This is a genomic window from Amycolatopsis sp. NPDC033938 (assembly GCF_055575975.1).
The window spans coordinates 334,718-349,714 of sequence record NZ_JBVIRO010000006.1 but is presented as its reverse complement, the minus strand read 5'-3'; the positions used below and the strand labels follow the sequence as shown (position 1 = coordinate 349,714).

Here is a 14,997-nt window from a genome sequence, read left to right as displayed (position 1 = left end):
GGCAAATGCGGGGAACACGGGTGCGGATCGGCAGCGGAGCGGGCTTCGCGGGCGATCGCTTCGAACCGGCCGAAAGACTGGTACGGGAAAGTGACTTGGCCGATCTGGTCCTCGAATGCCTCGCCGAGCGGACGATCGCTCTCGGCCAGCAGCGCAGGCTCGCCGATCCGGACACCGGCTACGACCCGCGGCTGGTCGCGCGCTTCGAGCGGCTGCTTCCCCTCGCCGCCGAGTACGGAGTGCGGGTGCTGAGCAACATGGGTGCCGCGAACCCGCTGATGGCGGGGCGGGTGACGGCCGGGCTGCCGGGCGCGCGGCGCGTCGCCGTGGTGACCGGTGACGACGTGTTCGCCCGCCTCGACCAGGGAAGCCCGGCCATGGAAGACGGCCGCCCGCTCCACGCGCACGGCGAACTGGTGTCCGCCAATGCCTACCTCGGCGCCGACGCCATCATGCCCGCGCTCGACACCGGCGCGGACGTCGTGCTGACCGGCCGGGTCGCGGATCCGTCGCTGTTCCTCGCCGCGCTCGCGCACCGGCACGGCTGGGATCCGCTGTCGCCGGGCACCGCGGCCGCCGGGACCCTCGTGGGACACCTGCTCGAATGCGCCGGGCAGATCACCGGGGGCTACTTCGCCGACCCCGGGTTCAAGGACGTGCCGGGACTCGGCGAACTCGGCTTCCCGTTCGCCGACGTCGACGCCGACGGCTCGGCGGTGATCGGCAAACCGGCGGGCAGCGGCGGCCTCGTCTCGAAGGCGACGGTCCGCGAGCAGCTGCTCTACGAGATCACCGACCCGACCGGGTACGTCACTCCTGATGTGACGCTGGACCTGCGCGAGGTGATCGTGGACGAGATCGGACCGGACCGGGTCGCGGTCAGGGGCGCCATCGGACGCCCTAGGCCGGACCAGCTGAAGGTCAGTGTCGGTTACCGTGCCGGTTTCCGCGCGGAGGCGGAAATCTCCTACGTGGGCCCGAACGCGCCTCGGCGGGCGCGGCTGGCCGGCGAGATCGTGACCGCACGCCTGTCCGGCAGCGGGGTGCGAACCCGCGTCGACATACTGTCCACTGAGGACTCAGGAGAGTCGCGGCTCCGGGTCGCCGCGCTCGCTCCGGGGACGGAACTCGCGGAGCTGGTCTGTCACGAGGTGGAATCCTTGTACACCAATGGTCCCGCCGGTGGCGGCGGGGTGCGGACCACCACGTCGGAAGTGATCGGCATCGTATCCACGCTCGCCGACCGGGAGATCGCCGAACCGGCCGTGACCGTCTTCGAGGAGCCGTGATGGTGATGTTGCACGAGATCGCCCACTGCCGGGCGGGCGACAAGGGCGACACGTCGATCCTGTCGCTCTTTCCTTATCATGACGAGCTTTTCTCGCAGCTGGTGCGGGAGGTGACCGCCGACCGGGTGCGCGAACACCTGGCCGGGCAAGTGCGTGGCGAGGTCGTGCGGTACGTGCTGCCGAACCTGTGCGCGTTGCAGTTCTGCTGCCGTCAGGCGCTCGACGGTGGGGTCACGACCTCGCTTGCGCTTGATACCCATGGCAAGGGGCTCAGCTTTCGCTTGCTGTCCATGGTGATCGACCTCGGGGAGTTCCGCATTCAGCCGAGATCGCCGGATGAGGTTGACCGCGATGATCATGCCCTCTAGTTTGTCGTCCTTATGGGATTCTGGGGAACGCTTGTCGTGTGTCGGTCGCCTGAGCCGGTGGCCGAGCTGATATCAGCCGGTGAACGTGCCGGTGTCGAATCCATCGATGACTCGCGATGGACCGAGCCATGGCGTGGTTGGCGGGTTTGGGGCGGACTGCCCGACGGCGCCTGCGACACGCTCGCCGAGACCGGTTCCGTCCTTGCTGCCGAGGTCTACGACAGCGACGGCGCACGACTCACGGCGGTCAGCCACTCCTCGGGTCGCTGGATGACCTATCTCAACTTCGAGAGCGTGCTCAGTCACCTGGTGCTGCCGCCCGCCCCGTTCGACGTGGACGGCAACGAGCTGACTGGAAAGGCGCTCGACGAACAAAAGGTCGCCTATCAAAGCGAGGTGGCGCAAGTTCGGCAACGCCTCCTGGCGACGGTTCCGATGGGCCTGGCCGCGGCTCAACGGGCTTCGGCGTGGGCGTACGAGTCGGGCTTGACCCCGGCTTCGGTCGATGAGCTTCAACTGGTCTTCGACGGTACTGAATTGTTCGTGGAAGAGTTGTTCTTCCGGCTTCTGGGCTGCCTCGGTATAGCGCAAGCCGGTTAATTGGCCGACTACGAGTTCCTGGCGAGATGATGTGTTGATCTGCCGATGCGGGGCAGTGAGGAGTCACCGTGGATCGTGTCGGACGGGATGCGGTAGCGCATCGAACCGCTGCCGCCCCGGTCGGCGTGTAACCCCCGGTTGACCGCGCCCGTCCGGCTTCAAGCACCACGTCTTGACCGAGGGCCCCGGCATTCCGCTGTCGATTTCGCTGACCGGCGGCGACCGTCCCAGTCTGGCCACCTGCATCATCGCCTGGCGCCACGTCAAGCGACTTCAAGTGCGATGACTTCGCGAAGTAGCCGACTTGCCTGGCGTTATCACCCTTCAGTGGTCAATGTGCCGATTCATTGTTACGTAAAATTACGAACACCTGTTCGAGCATTGTTTGGTATTATTGAGGGGTGTCCGAGACTTTTCTTCCTGAACTCCCGCAGGAGTTGTGGCGTGCCGGCAGGCTGGAGCTTGCCCATGGCGTGCAGCAGACCCTGCAGGTGATCCGGATCGCCTCCGCCGCGCTGGGGCAGTTTCTGGCGGAGGTCGAGTCCCGGGGCCCGAAAGACTTGTACGGCTACGGTTCGACGGCGTCGTGGCTTGCTGATGTGGCGGGGTTGACCCGGGGTGAGGCGGGCGCGATCGTGCGCCGCGCGATCGCGCTGAACCCGACCCGCGCACTTGATGGCACGGAGATTCCGGCGTTCGCTCCGGCGACCGCGGCGGCGGCTGCTGAGGGTGTGATCGGGGAGCATCGGATCGATCAGATCCTGGAGATTCTGAAGAAGATCCCGGCGGATACGGCCCCAGAGGACCGGGAGTACGCGGAGAAGGTCCTGGCTGATCTTGCCCGCGAGGCAGGGCCGAAACAGCTCGGGAAGGCGGAGGAGAACCTGCTGGGCTGGCTCGACCCCGACGGCAAGGAGCCGAAGGATCCCGAACCGGCCCAGCCCGTGCGGGAAGTCACCCTGGAACGCCGCAAGGACGGCTTCTGGAAGCTGACCGGCCTTCTCGACGATGAACTCGGTGCCCGGACCGCGGCCGTGCTCGATGCCTACGCGAAGCCCCGTCCGGTGGATGAGTTCGGCCAGGCGGATCCCCGCACGAAGGCAGAACGGCAAGGCGATGCGTTCGCGGAGGTCTTGGATTTGGCGATCGCGTGCCCGGACCAGCCCGGCACTTCTGGCTACCGGACCCTGCTCCACGTCACCATCGGGCTTGAAGAGCTGAAGTCTGGGATCGGGACCGCGTGTCTGGATTTCGTCGGCCAGATGACCGCCCGCGAGGCACGACTCGCGGCGTGTGATTGCCTGATGTTGCCGGTGGTGCTGAGCGCTTCCGGGGAACCGTTGGACATGGGGCGGCTGCGACGGTTCGTCACCCCCGGACAACGACGGGCGTTGAACATCCGAGACCGGGGTTGTGCGTTCCCGGGCTGTCATCGGCAGCCGAAGCACTGCCACGCCCACCATATCGATCACTGGGCCGATGGCGGACCCACCGATCTGCGGAATCTCACCCTGCTCTGCGGTTTTCATCACCGGCTGATCCACCACGGCGACTGGGAAGTCCGCATGGCTCCTGACGGGCTACCGGAGTTCAGGCCGCCCCAGTATTTGGACCCCTTGCGAAGACCCCGGCGCAACACCCTGCATCGCGCCGCCTAACCCCCGCATGACCCGAGGAGCCCGCCAGCCACACCGGCGACGGGCCCCTCGGCATGCCCGCAGAACGTGCTCGGGTGCCCGCCCGGCCGCAAACAGGTTGAGTGGTAGCGACGGCTATGGACAGGCAAGGCAAACGTGGCTTAGTGCGATAGCGGCTTCCACCGCGGTCCGATTTCCCCAACGTGGCATTTGGGCAAGCGCAGCGTACCGAGCCTCTGTCGCGAAAGTGTTCTTCGCTGTGGCTTCAAGGAGAGGAAAGCCGCCGTGCGTCCACGCTCGGCTTACCGCTCAAGAGAAACCCGAATCGCCACTCACGCCCAGCACCCCTCAAGCCGGGAAGTCCGTGAAGGCCTCCTTCCCTACCCTCAGAGTAGGGAAGGAGGCCTTCACGGCGTCGCTCGCCGGTGCCCGCACGCCGGGCACGAACGAAAGGGAGACGAGGACACTCAACCCCTATTTGTAGATGATGTCCGAAGCGGAGTAGATGCAGTTCTTCCCATCCGCCCCGGTGCCGACCTTCTTGGACGAACCGTCACCCTTCTTGACGCCGTTGTACTTGTCGCAGATCGAGACCTTCTTGCCGCTGTCCCCGACCAGGGTGACCTTGCTCAGCCGTGCGGTGTCGCCGTAGTTCACGTTGATGCTGACGACGTTCTTCGCCGACATCTCGATCCGTACGTTCTCCACCCGCACGTGCCGGTTCTGCGGGTTGTTGCTGCAGTCGCCGCAGGCACGGTAGAGCTTGCCGATACCCTGTGCGGCGAAATTCCGGATGATCATCGTGCCGGGACCGTTGTGCTGGAAGACCTTGTCGCTCGCGCTCAGCGCGCCGCCTCCATCGATGGTCATCGTCTGCGAGGCCGAGGTGCCTTTGAAGGTGGCGGCGTCCTCGCCGACGTCCTCCCACCACACGTTGCGCAGCGTGCAGGTGCCGAGGCAGTGCACGCCGTCGGCGCCGGGTTTGCCGATGATCACGTTGGAGAGGGTGGCCCCATCGGCGAGTTCGAAGACCGCTTTCTGGCTCTCGCTGCCACCGCCGCCACCCAGCCCCTGCGGGATGATCCGTTTCATCCCGTAGTCCCGCGAGCCGGAGAGTTTGACCGTGCTCGTCACGGTTTCCTCGCCGTTCGCTTTGGGTGGGGTGAGTGCTTGCGCGGGCTGCGCGGCGAGCACGATCGTGCTCGCCGCGAAGGCCACGGCGGCTCCGCTCGACAAGACGCGGCGCCATCCCTTGCTGCTCATGGAAAACCTCCGGTCGTACCTCCTGGTTCGGCTATCCCCGCGGGAAAGCCTCTTCAGCATGCAAGCCGGGCTTGATGGAGAGAGTACGGGTGGGAAAGCGCTTTCCGCAAGGGTCGTGCCGCATGCGGGATCACGGGAATTTCGTTGCCACCCAAGTGGTCAGCTCCGCCTGCGCGGCCCGCAGGTCGGCGGGAGCCACGGCGGATCCGTTGCCGACGAAGGCGAAGTGGACGTGGCCGCTGTCGGCGGAGGAGAGCATCAGCCGGTTCACGCCGGGCTCTCCCGGTTCGGGAGCGATCGAGACCGGTTCGGCGCCGGTGTACGCCGGCAGGCCGGTGCTGGAGCCGAGGTCGCTGACGACGGTGGTCTGCGTGCGGGAGAACGACGACGGCAGATGCAGTTCGGTCGGTGCCTTTCCGCCGTTGGAGCGCCAGACGAGCACCCCGTACTGTCCGGTGCCGGCGACCCGGTTGAGCGCGGGCATCGAATCGGGGATCCGGTTCCAGGACGCGACAGCCCGGTCTTCGTAGGTGAAGGCCTTGGTGTCACCCGCGACGGCGCGGGGGAAGACCCGGTCGACCAGTTTGCCGTCCATCGTCAGTTTCGCGTCGCCACCGTCGGTCCGCACCGCGGAGAAGTGCTCGTCGTTCATGGCGTCGCCCTCGGTGCGGACCTTGTCCGGGTTGTCGTTCATCAGCTCGTGGTGGCGGTTGTAGTAGATGTCCCAATGCCACTGACTGCCGGACAACGGCCGTCCGGAGCCCGCCGCGCCGGACCACCAGTTCGCGCCGGTGACCCGGGAATCCAGCGCCTGATACATGGCCTTCAGTACCGTGGGCGTCTTGTCGGAGGTGAAGCCGGCGACCGGGTGGCCGAACTCGGACACGATCCCGGCCGTGCTCAGCGCCTGGGAACGGTCACGGATCAGGCCGAAGTCCTTGACGTACTCACCGTCCTTGGCCAAGCCGGGTTTGAGCACCCCGGACTGCGCCTTGCCGTCGTAGAAGTGTGAATTGAACACGTAACGGTTGCCGAGGGTGGGTACGCCGGTCAGCCCGCCGGGTTCGGCGACGAGGTCCACGTTCTGGTTCCAGAACATGTGCGGTTCCACGAAAGCCGCCTTGTCACCCCAGCCCGATTGGTCCATCCGGCCGCGGAACTGCTGGTAGAACGGCCAAAGCAGGTCGCGCTCCCAGGTCGGGCCGGTCTGGCCGGAGTCGTAGCGTCCGGCGTAGGGCTCGTTGATCGGGTCGGCGCCGAGGATGAGCCGGAACGCGGCGGGGGAGAGGTTCTCCTTGAGGTAACGCATGGTTTCGCCGGCCTGGTGGACGAACTCGTCCCTGATCCGGATAGGCCCCGCCTCGGTCGCGAGTTCCCGGTTGTGCCAGAAGTCGTACGTCGCGCTGGTGACGGCCTGGTTGTTCTTGACATTCTGTCCCCAGTGGAAACAGATCCCGCAGGATTCCGGCGGGTAGCCGCCGGCGCGGATCAGCCAGGCGGGTGCGCCGTCACCGGTGTACCAGCTCCCGGGGTTGAACAGGTACCTCGAGTACAGGTCCTGGTGGAAATCGAGGTAGACCCGGATGCCTTGGGCGGCGAAGGCGGAGATCTGCTCGGTGACCTTGGCCAGGTACGCCCGGTCGATCTTCCGCGGTTCCGGTTCGATCCACGCCCACGTCACCAGGAATCGCACCGCGTTCGCGCCGGTCAGCCGCCGCATGGCCGCGGCCGAGGTCCGGGCGTCGTCCACCGTCGCGAAGGGCAGGCCCCGGAATTCGGCGAGCTTGGCCTCCCCGGACACGTTGAAGCCGCGTAGGACCACCTCGCGGCCGTGCTCGTCGCGGAACACCTCACCGGAGACTCCGACGGATCCGTTGTCGAACCAGAGTGGCGACTCGGCCGCGGCCGCTCCGGCGGGAATCGGCGCGAGCAGCAGAAGCGCCGACAGGAGAAAGAGAATTCGTTTCATGGCTTCACCTCGGTAGGTAGGACCGCAAACCTGGTCGCTCATCCCGATCCGGAAACGTGAGAAAAAATCGCGTTAGTGCACTGTAGTGGCCGTGGTCGCCACGCGCCAGAGTGTTCCGTGAGGATCGGCCCGGCTTTGGGTATGATGGGAAACCGGTTTCCGGAGCGGGGGCGGCGTGGGTTCGCAGATCACTTTGGCGGATGTCGCCGAGAGGGCCGGCGTTTCGCTGGCCACGGCGTCGAGGGTCGTCAACGGCAGTGAACGTGTTGTGGGCACGCGTTTCCGCGAGCGTGTCCTCGCGGCCGCCGCCGAGCTCGGCTATACCGCCAACGCCTTCGCGCAGGCTGTCGCGCGAGGTCGCAGCGACGTCGTGGGTCTCGTGGTCGCCGACATCCAGGACCCGTATTTCTCGGTGATCGCGGCGGCCGCGCTCACCGTGGTCGAACCACACGGCGAGCTGATGCTGGGTACGACCCTGCACCGGCCGGAGCAGGAACTGCGCTACGTGACGACGATGCGGGCGCGTCAGGTTCGGGGCATCGTGATGGTCGGCAGCCGGACCACAGACAGCGGGCACACCAAGCGGCTGGCCGAGGCGATCGCGGAGTTCGTCTCCGACGGCGGCCGGGTGGCGGTGATCGGCCAGGACAAACTGGGTGCCGACACCGTGCTGCCCCAAAACCGGTCCGGTGCCAGGGAATTGGCGTCGGCGTTGACCGAACTGGGGCATCGCTCCTTCGCCGTTCTCGGCGGCCCCAAGAATCTGCTGACGGCACGGGACCGCGTCGACGGTTTCGTCGACGGACTCGCCAAACGGGGCAGGCGGGCCGAGGTCGTCGTGCCCAGCGAGTTCACCAGGGACGGCGGATACCAGGCGATGAACGAACTCCTCGATCGGACGAGGCGGCCCGGCTGCGTTTTCGCGGTCAACGACGTGATGGCGATCGGGGCGATCGCCGCCGCCCGTGACCGGAACCTCCGCATCCCGGAGGACGTCGCGATCGCGGGTTTCGACGACATCCCGTCCCTGCGGGATCTCGCGCCCACGCTGACCACGGTGCGCCTCCCGCTGGAGGACATGGGCCGGATGGCCGCGTCACTGGTGCTCGACGAGGAGCGGCAGGGCGGTCGCAAGCGAGTGATCCGGGTCAAGGGAGAGGTCGTGCTTCGCGACAGCACCTTGCGCTGAGTCGTTGAGTAGTCACCGTGAACGCGATAGCGTGAACCCCTCTCGTGGTGTTAACGCTAACGTTCGAGGGGGACCGATTCGTGGCGGAGCATGCGCGGGTTCGCCGGCAGCCGGCTCAGTGCTGGCCCGCGGACGGCGGCGCGGTGGTCGCCCGGACGATGAGGTATGTGTCCAGCGATTGGTTGGCCGCCACCCGATGGTCGTCTTCGAGCAGGGCGAGCAGGACATTGACCGCGGCGCGGCCCGCCGCCTCGGCCGGGATGGACACCGTGGTCAACGGAGGAGCCGAGATCGCGGCGAACACGAGATCGTCGAAGCCGACCAGGCTGATCTCGTCCGGTACCGGGACCCCGCGGGCGTTGAGCCTTGCCAGCACACCGAAAGCGACCATGTCGTTGTACGCGACGATCGCGGTCACACCGGCGGCGAGCGCCAGATCCGCGCCCTGCAGCCCGCCTTCGAACCGCGCCGGGAACGGTCCGAACTCCGCGATCTCGATCCCGTGTTCTTCGGCGGCGGGCAGCAGCCCGCGTCTGCGGGCGGCCGAGGACCAGGAATCCTTCGGTCCGCCGATGAACGCGCATTTCCGGTGGCCGAGCGCGGCGAGGTGCTGGACGGCCTGGCGCATCCCGCCAGGGCTGTCCACCACCACCGACGGGATGCCTTCGACCTCCCTGTTCAGCAGGACCATCCAGGTGTGCGCGGCCAGTTCGTGGAGCTGCTCGTCCGACATGCTGGGGCTGCAGAGCACCAGGCCGTCGACCTGTTTGGCCATGCTGCGGGCGAGGTTCTCCTCGACGATGGGGTCCTGGTCGCTCTTGGCGAACAGGACGGCGGTGTCGGCCTGCCTGGCACGGGATTGCGCTCCGTCGAGGACACCCGTGAAGAACTGGTTGTCGAGATCGGAGACGATGATCCCGATCTGGCCGGTGCTCTTCGCCGGTTTGCGAGGTCCGCCGACGGGGGAGTAGCCGAGTTCGCCCGCCGCGGCGAGAATGCGGTTCCGGGTCTCGGCCCTGACCAGATCTGGGGTCGTGAAGGTGCGGGAGACCGTGGAGATGGACACCTTCGCCCGTTGAGCGACGTCGTAGATGGTGACGGTCACGGAACTCCCTTTGCGCAGACTTGCACAACATCATGTAAATGGTCTGCCGCCTTGTCAATTCGCTACCCCCTGCCGCCCTCCCGCCTGCCCATAAAACCGCGTTCTACCTGCGATTTCGTCCTTGACATCGAGAAGATGTCACCCGTACGGTTTGCTCGCAGAAAACGCGCAAACTCGCAGGATCGGAGACCCAATGGCGGGTACCGCACGCCTTGCCGTCGTCGGCACGTCGGGATACGCGGCCACCTACGTCCGCAGAGCCCGTGACCTCCACGACGAAGGCTTGATCGAGTTCGCCGGGCTCTGTGACATCCGCGAGCCGTCTTCCGCCGCACTCGACCTGCTCCCCGACGGCGCCTCCGTGCACCGGGACGTCGACGCGCTGATGCGGATGGTGAGCCCGGATGTCGTGGTGATCGCCTCGCCTCCCCATACGCATCGGGCGGTGGCCGAGTCGGTGCTGCTGGCAGGCGGGGACCTGCTGATCGAGACACCGCCGGTGCTCGACCTCGACGGGTATTTCGCGCTGACCGAACTCGCCGCCCGCTCCGGCCGGATCTGCCAGACGGGGTTCCAGAGTTTCGGGTCGGCCGCGCTGCCGCCGCTGACGGCCGCGATCGCCAGGGGCGAGCTGGGTGAGGTCACCGGGGTCGGCGCGGCGGGCGCGTGGGTCCGCACCGACGCCTACTACGCGCGTAACCCGTGGGCGGGTCGCCGGTGGCTGGACGGCGAAGCGGTGGTGGACGGGGCGTTGACGAACCCGTTCTCGCACGCTGTCGCCACCGCGCTGCTGGTGGCAGGCGTCGGGGAGCAGGATCCGGCGGACATCGCCTTGGAACTGTTCGGCACGCGGGACCTCGAAGCGGACGACACCGCTTGCCTGCGGCTGAAATTCGACCAGGGGCCGGAGATCGTCGTGGCCGCTTCCCTCTGCGCGGAACAGGATCACGAGCCCTACGTCCTGGTGCACGGCACCGGCGGGCGGGCGAAGTTCTGGTACAAGACCCATCGGCTCGAGATCAACGACGAGCGGATCCCCGTCGCGCCCCCGGCGGATCTGCTGCGCAATCTGATCGAACACCGGCGAGATCCGGAACGGATCCCGTTGCTCGCCCCGCTGAGCCGGACCCGTGCGTTCGCTTCGGTGGTGCAGGCGGTGCGGGACGCGCCCGAGCCGGCGCCGATCCCCGACGGCTGGATCCGCAGTGTCGGCGCGGGTCCGGGACGGCATCCGGTGGTGCGGGGGATCGCCGAAGAGGTCGCCGTCGCCGCGGAACGGCTCGCCCTCTTCTCGGAACTCGGGGTGCCGTGGGCGGGGCCGAACCGGTGGTGGCGTGGTGTTCACCGGGTGCCCGTCATTTCGTGACACCGGTGGTCCGCCGGACGACCAGCTCGCTGCCGAGCCGGAGCACCCCGGTCCGCGGCCGGGCGCCGATACCGCAGGCGAGCCGTCCCGCTTCGACACCGGCCTCCTGAAGTGGAAGCCGGACGGTGGTCAAGGGCGGCCGGGTGTCCCGGCAGAATCCGGCGTCCCCGAAGCCCGCGACGGAAAGCCCGCCGGGGACGGCGTACCCCAGTGCGCGGGCGGCGGCCAGCGCACCCCGCGCCATCAGGTCGTTCGCCGCGACGATCGCGGTGACCTCGTTGTGCCGCAACAGTTCCTGGCCTGCCCGCCAGCCCGAATCCAAGGTGAACGCCCCCTCGACCACCAGGCTTGGGTCGTGCTCGCGGGTGGCGGTGCGAAATCCGCGCAGGCGTTCCCTGGTCGCGGTGTCGTGGGGTGGTCCGGTGAGGTAGCCGATCCGGCGGTGACCGAGGCCGGTCAGGAATTCGATCAGCCGGATCGTCCCGCCGATGTTGTCGAAGGTGATGGCCGTCGCCTGCGGGAGCCCGGGGAGCGGCGGTCTGCCGCAGAGGACGACATCGGCGCCGCGGCGGAGAAAGTCCTTCAGCAGTTTGGAAAGTTCGAGCCGGTGCCGCAGGCCACGGACGCTGCCACCGACGAGGATGACGCCGCGGGCACGCAATCGCCGCAGCCGCTCCAGTTGCGCGATCTCGCGAAGCGGGTCGTTGCCGGTGCTGCACACCAAGGCCAGGTGATCGGCGAGGAACATCTGGTGCTGGACGCCGTCGATGATCCGCGCGGAGCACGGGTCGGTCAGGTCGGCGACGAGGACGCCGATCACGCCCGACGCCGTGGCCCGCGGGACACCGACGCCCGGAATGGTGTGGTCGGCGGACGTCGGCCCGCCGAGATCTTGGCGCATGCCGTACTCCTCTCCGCTCCCTTGCAGAAAGAAATGACATGATCGCGCGCTGCGACATCCGTTGTCAATCGGCTGCGTAGCCACCTGTTCGGCCGTTGACAGCGGCTTTGCGTCAGCTTTACGGTTCACGCTCACAGTCACACTTTCTGAAAGTTGTGCAAGTTGCGCGACTGTGTGTGTTGCGTGACTGGGGATGGAGCTGGGTATGAGCTCACGGAGACTCCGGCTGCGGTCGGCGATCCTCGCCCTCGCGGTGTCGCCTCTGCTGGCCGCGTGCGGATCCGGTGCGGACGGCGGGAGTGGCGAGGTGACCATTTCCTTCGCCTGGTGGGGCAGCGACGGGCGGGCGACGATCACGAAGAAGGCCGTCGAGCTGTTCGAACAACGCAACCCGGGCATCAAGGTGAACACCACCTTTTCGGCGTACAACGCCTACTGGGACAAGGTCGCGACGCAGACCGCAGGCGGGAACCCGCCGGACGTGATGACGATGGACACCCGCTACCTGTCCGAGTACGGGGAGCGGAAAGTGTTGCTGGACCTCAACGAGGGCGCGGGCAAGGAGGTGTCGCTCGCCGACATCAACCCGGAGCTGGCCGCGACCGGGACGCTCGGCGGCAAGCGATTCGCCGTCCCGTGGGCGCAGAACGCTTCGTCACTGGTGTACGACCCTGCCGCGTACCAGGCGGCCGGAGCGGATATGACCAAACCGATGACGTGGGAGGACTTCCGCGCGGCCGCCGAGAAGGTCAGTGCCGCCAGCGGGTTCACGAAACGAGGCGTGACCGACTTCGGCCTGCTGGACAGCGCGCTGGAGATCTGGCTGCGGCAGCACGGGAAGTCCTTCTACACCCCGAACGGCGAACTGGGTTTCGGCGCCGAGGATCTGCGTGCCTTCTGGGAACTCGCCGGGAGGTTCCGGACCACGAGGGCGGGATCGCCTGCCGACGTGACCGCGTCCAACAACACCTCGCCCGAGCAGTCACCGCTCGGCAAGAAACTGACCAGCGCGGAATTCGCTTATGACAGCGTGTATCCCGGCTACCAGAAGGCACACGGCAAGGATCTCGCCGTCGCGCCCTACCCGACGGACGATCCAGCCAACACCGGCCAGTACCGGCGTCCGGCGATGTTCCTGTCCGTTTCGGCGAGGGGCAAGGCACAGGAGGCTTCCGCGAAACTGGTGAACTTCCTGATCAACGACCCCGAGGCGGGCAAGATCCTCGGCGCGGAGCGGGGACTGCCGCCGAACCTGAAGATCCGCGCTCAGCTGGCCGCGGAAGCGACCGGGACGAACAAGGTGATCTTCGCCTACGAGGCGGCTATCGAACCGAAGCTCGGCCCCGCACCCGCCGTGCCGCCCAAGGGGGCGGGCGCCATCCAGAAACTGTTGCAGCGCACCTACGAGGAGGTCGCGTTCGAGCGGCTCCCCGTGGACGCCGCCGTCAGCAGGTTCATGGCCGAAGCACAGAAGGACCTGAAGTAGGTATGACCGTCCTTCGTGGAACACCACCGTCCGAGTCGGTGGCGCCGACGGCCCCACGGGATCGCCGCCCCCGTGGGGCCGCACGGCGCCGGGTCGATCACCAGCCGCAGGCGTACGTCTTCCTCACGCCGTGGATCATCGGCGCAGTCGCGCTGACGGTCGGGCCGATGATCGTCTCGCTGTACCTGTCCTTCACCGAATACGACCTGTTCACCGCGCCGAGCTGGGTCGGGCTCGACAACTACGTCCGCATGTTCACCGAGGACGACCGGTACCTGCAGTCGGTCAAGGTGACGCTGCTGTACGTCCTCATCGCGGTCCCGCTGAAACTGCTCGTTTCGCTCCTGATCGCGATGATGCTGAACACGCGCGCCGCGTCGAACGGCTTCTACCGCGCGGCCTTCTACGCTCCCTCGCTGCTGGGGGCGAGTGTGGCCGCCGCGCTGGTATGGCGGGCGATGTTCACCGAGGGCGGGTCGGTGAACGCCCTGCTGGAGGGGCTCGGCTGGGACACCCCCAGCTGGGTCGACGACCCCGGGTACACGCTCTGGTCGATCATCCTCCTGACGATCTGGCAGTTCGGCGCGCCGATGGTGATCTTCCTGGCCGGGCTCAAGCAGATCCCGCGTGAGCTGTACGAAGCGGCCGAAGTGGACGGTGCCGGCGCCGTCCGGAGGTTCTGGCACATCACGTTGCCGATGCTCTCACCGGTCATCTTCTTCAACCTGGTACTGGAAGCCATCCACGCGTTCCAGGTGTTCACCCCGGCCTTCGTGATCGGCGGCGGCCGTGGCGGGCCTGCCGATTCGGCGCTGGTCTACACGTTGTACCTGTATCAGGCGGGATTCGAGGACTTCGAAATGGGCTACGCCTCGGCGATGGCGTGGGTGCTGCTCGCCGTGATCGCGCTCGTCACCGCCGTGATCTTCCGGACCGCCCGCCTCTGGGTCTTCTACGGCGACGAGCGTTCGGGGACCAGGTCATGACCGTCCGGCTGAAAACGATCATCTGGCACCTGCTGTGCGTCGCCGCCGTCATAGTGGTGCTGTATCCGCTGGTGTGGCTGGCTTTCGCGTCGGTCAAGCCGCCGTCCGAAGTCCTGTCCAGTCTCAGCCTGCTGCCCAGCGAGATCGTGCTGGACGGTTACCGGCAGGGCTGGGAGGGCGCGGCGGGCATCGGGTTCGGGACGTTCTTCCTGAACTCCTTCATCGTCGCGTTCGGCTCGGTGCTCGCCAACCTGATCTCGTGCACCTTGGCGGCGTACGCGTTCGCGCGTCTGCGGTTCCGCTTCTCCGGTCCGCTCTTCGTCTTCATGATCGCGACCCTCATGCTGCCGCATCACGCCACGCTGATCCCGCAGTACGTGATCTTCAAGCAGGCCGGGTTCGCCAACACGTTCCTGCCGTTGATCCTGCCGAAACTGCTCGCCACGGAGGCGTTCTTCGTCTTCCTCATCGTGCAGTTCATGCGCGGCATTCCCCGAGAACTCGACGAAGCCGCCACCATCGACGGCTGCGGTGTGTACCGGACCTTCTGGAACGTGGTGCTGCCGCTGGCGAAACCGGCGCTCGTCACGACGTCGATCTTCACGTTCATCTGGACGTGGAACGACTTCTTCACCCAGATGGTGTACCTCAACGACGCGGAGAAGTTCACCGTCCCCTTGGGACTCCGGCTGTTCGTGGACACCAGCAGCCAGTCCAACTTCGGCGCGATGTTCGCGATGTCGGCACTGGCGCTCGTGCCGATCGTCTTGTTCTTCCTGGTGTTCCAGCGGCTGCTCGTCGAAGGCGTGAACACCAGCGGGATGAAGGGGTGAGGTCG

13 protein-coding genes are annotated in these 14,997 nt (G+C 66.9%); 9 read left to right on the top strand and 4 right to left on the bottom strand.

Annotation, left to right across the window (positions count from 1 at the left end):
- Positions 1 to 5 precede the first annotated feature (5 nt).
- From ACZ5ZX_RS19270 to ACZ5ZX_RS19255, 4 genes are all read left to right on the top strand, one after another.
- Entirely contained in the window at positions 6 to 1,289 is a 1,284-nt protein-coding gene (locus tag ACZ5ZX_RS19270; protein WP_465503358.1) for an acyclic terpene utilization AtuA family protein, read from the top strand.
- On the top strand, positions 1,289 to 1,657 hold the full coding sequence (locus ACZ5ZX_RS19265; protein WP_465503357.1) for an AtuA-related protein: 369 nt from the start codon (positions 1,289 to 1,291) through the stop codon (positions 1,655 to 1,657). The genes ACZ5ZX_RS19270 and ACZ5ZX_RS19265 overlap by 1 nt, the downstream gene beginning before the upstream one ends.
- 57 nt (positions 1,658 to 1,714) lie before the next feature.
- Positions 1,715 to 2,257, top strand: coding sequence for a hypothetical protein (locus tag ACZ5ZX_RS19260; protein WP_465503356.1), 543 nt, complete (start codon positions 1,715 to 1,717; stop codon positions 2,255 to 2,257).
- A gap of 401 nt (positions 2,258 to 2,658) precedes the next feature.
- Positions 2,659 to 3,915: an HNH endonuclease signature motif containing protein gene (locus tag ACZ5ZX_RS19255; RefSeq protein ID WP_465503355.1), complete on the top strand. Its 1,257-nt coding sequence runs from the start codon at positions 2,659 to 2,661 to the stop codon at positions 3,913 to 3,915.
- 453 nt (positions 3,916 to 4,368) lie between these two features.
- Here ACZ5ZX_RS19255 and ACZ5ZX_RS19250 read toward each other — a convergent pair whose 3' ends face one another.
- Entirely contained in the window at positions 4,369 to 5,157 is a 789-nt protein-coding gene (locus ACZ5ZX_RS19250; protein ID WP_465503354.1) for a pectate lyase, read from the bottom strand.
- Positions 5,158 to 5,287: 130 nt separating this feature from the next.
- The gene (locus ACZ5ZX_RS19245; protein ID WP_465503353.1) at positions 5,288 to 7,126 is read right to left on the bottom strand and encodes a cellulase family glycosylhydrolase; all 1,839 of its coding nucleotides are present in this window, start codon (positions 7,124 to 7,126) and stop codon (positions 5,288 to 5,290) included.
- A gap of 175 nt (positions 7,127 to 7,301) precedes the next feature.
- Here ACZ5ZX_RS19245 and ACZ5ZX_RS19240 point away from each other — a divergent pair, with 175 nt between their 5' ends.
- Positions 7,302 to 8,315, top strand: a complete 1,014-nt coding sequence (locus ACZ5ZX_RS19240) for a LacI family DNA-binding transcriptional regulator (RefSeq protein WP_465503352.1) — start codon at positions 7,302 to 7,304, stop codon at positions 8,313 to 8,315.
- Positions 8,316 to 8,430: 115 nt separating this feature from the next.
- Here ACZ5ZX_RS19240 and ACZ5ZX_RS19235 read toward each other — a convergent pair whose 3' ends face one another.
- On the bottom strand, positions 8,431 to 9,420 hold the full coding sequence (locus tag ACZ5ZX_RS19235; protein ID WP_465503351.1) for a LacI family DNA-binding transcriptional regulator: 990 nt from the start codon (positions 9,418 to 9,420) through the stop codon (positions 8,431 to 8,433).
- Between the two features lie 193 nt (positions 9,421 to 9,613).
- Between ACZ5ZX_RS19235 and ACZ5ZX_RS19230 the strand changes: the two genes are divergently transcribed.
- Positions 9,614 to 10,786 carry a Gfo/Idh/MocA family protein gene (locus ACZ5ZX_RS19230; RefSeq protein ID WP_465503350.1) on the top strand — a complete coding sequence of 391 codons (1,173 nt, stop codon included), beginning with the start codon at positions 9,614 to 9,616 and terminating at the stop codon, positions 10,784 to 10,786.
- On the opposite strand, the gene ACZ5ZX_RS19225 is transcribed toward ACZ5ZX_RS19230, so the two are convergent.
- A complete protein-coding gene (locus tag ACZ5ZX_RS19225) occupies positions 10,776 to 11,687 on the bottom strand; it encodes a LacI family DNA-binding transcriptional regulator (protein ID WP_465503349.1) in 912 nt (303 codons plus the stop codon). The two genes, ACZ5ZX_RS19230 and ACZ5ZX_RS19225, sit on opposite strands and share 11 nt — an antisense overlap.
- A gap of 205 nt (positions 11,688 to 11,892) precedes the next feature.
- On the opposite strand from ACZ5ZX_RS19225, the gene ACZ5ZX_RS19220 reads away from it, so the two are divergent.
- From ACZ5ZX_RS19220 to ACZ5ZX_RS19210, 3 genes are read left to right on the top strand one after another with little or no spacing between them, the layout of a single operon-like run.
- Entirely contained in the window at positions 11,893 to 13,173 is a 1,281-nt protein-coding gene (locus ACZ5ZX_RS19220) for an ABC transporter substrate-binding protein (protein WP_465503348.1), read from the top strand.
- A gap of 2 nt (positions 13,174 to 13,175) precedes the next feature.
- Entirely contained in the window at positions 13,176 to 14,159 is a 984-nt protein-coding gene (locus ACZ5ZX_RS19215; RefSeq protein WP_465503347.1) for a carbohydrate ABC transporter permease, read from the top strand.
- Positions 14,156 to 14,992, top strand: coding sequence for a carbohydrate ABC transporter permease (locus tag ACZ5ZX_RS19210; protein WP_465465539.1), 837 nt, complete (start codon positions 14,156 to 14,158; stop codon positions 14,990 to 14,992). The genes ACZ5ZX_RS19215 and ACZ5ZX_RS19210 overlap by 4 nt, the downstream gene beginning before the upstream one ends.
- Positions 14,993 to 14,997: the final 5 nt, after the last annotated feature.

Bases quoted from the DNA above. Each gene is read 5' to 3' on its own strand.
- ACZ5ZX_RS19270 (WP_465503358.1), top strand. From the start codon at position 6: ATGCGGGGAACACGGGTGCGGATCGGCAGCGGAGCGGGCTTCGCGGGC.
- ACZ5ZX_RS19265 (WP_465503357.1), top strand. From the start codon at position 1,289: ATGGTGATGTTGCACGAGATCGCCCACTGCCGGGCGGGCGACAAGGGC.
- ACZ5ZX_RS19250 (WP_465503354.1), bottom strand. From the start codon at position 5,157: ATGAGCAGCAAGGGATGGCGCCGCGTCTTGTCGAGCGGAGCCGCCGTG.
- ACZ5ZX_RS19245 (WP_465503353.1), bottom strand. From the start codon at position 7,126: ATGAAACGAATTCTCTTTCTCCTGTCGGCGCTTCTGCTGCTCGCGCCG.
- ACZ5ZX_RS19230 (WP_465503350.1), top strand. From the start codon at position 9,614: ATGGCGGGTACCGCACGCCTTGCCGTCGTCGGCACGTCGGGATACGCG.
- ACZ5ZX_RS19225 (WP_465503349.1), bottom strand. From the start codon at position 11,687: ATGCGCCAAGATCTCGGCGGGCCGACGTCCGCCGACCACACCATTCCG.
- ACZ5ZX_RS19220 (WP_465503348.1), top strand. From the start codon at position 11,893: ATGAGCTCACGGAGACTCCGGCTGCGGTCGGCGATCCTCGCCCTCGCG.
- ACZ5ZX_RS19215 (WP_465503347.1), top strand. From the start codon at position 13,176: ATGACCGTCCTTCGTGGAACACCACCGTCCGAGTCGGTGGCGCCGACG.
- ACZ5ZX_RS19210 (WP_465465539.1), top strand. From the start codon at position 14,156: ATGACCGTCCGGCTGAAAACGATCATCTGGCACCTGCTGTGCGTCGCC.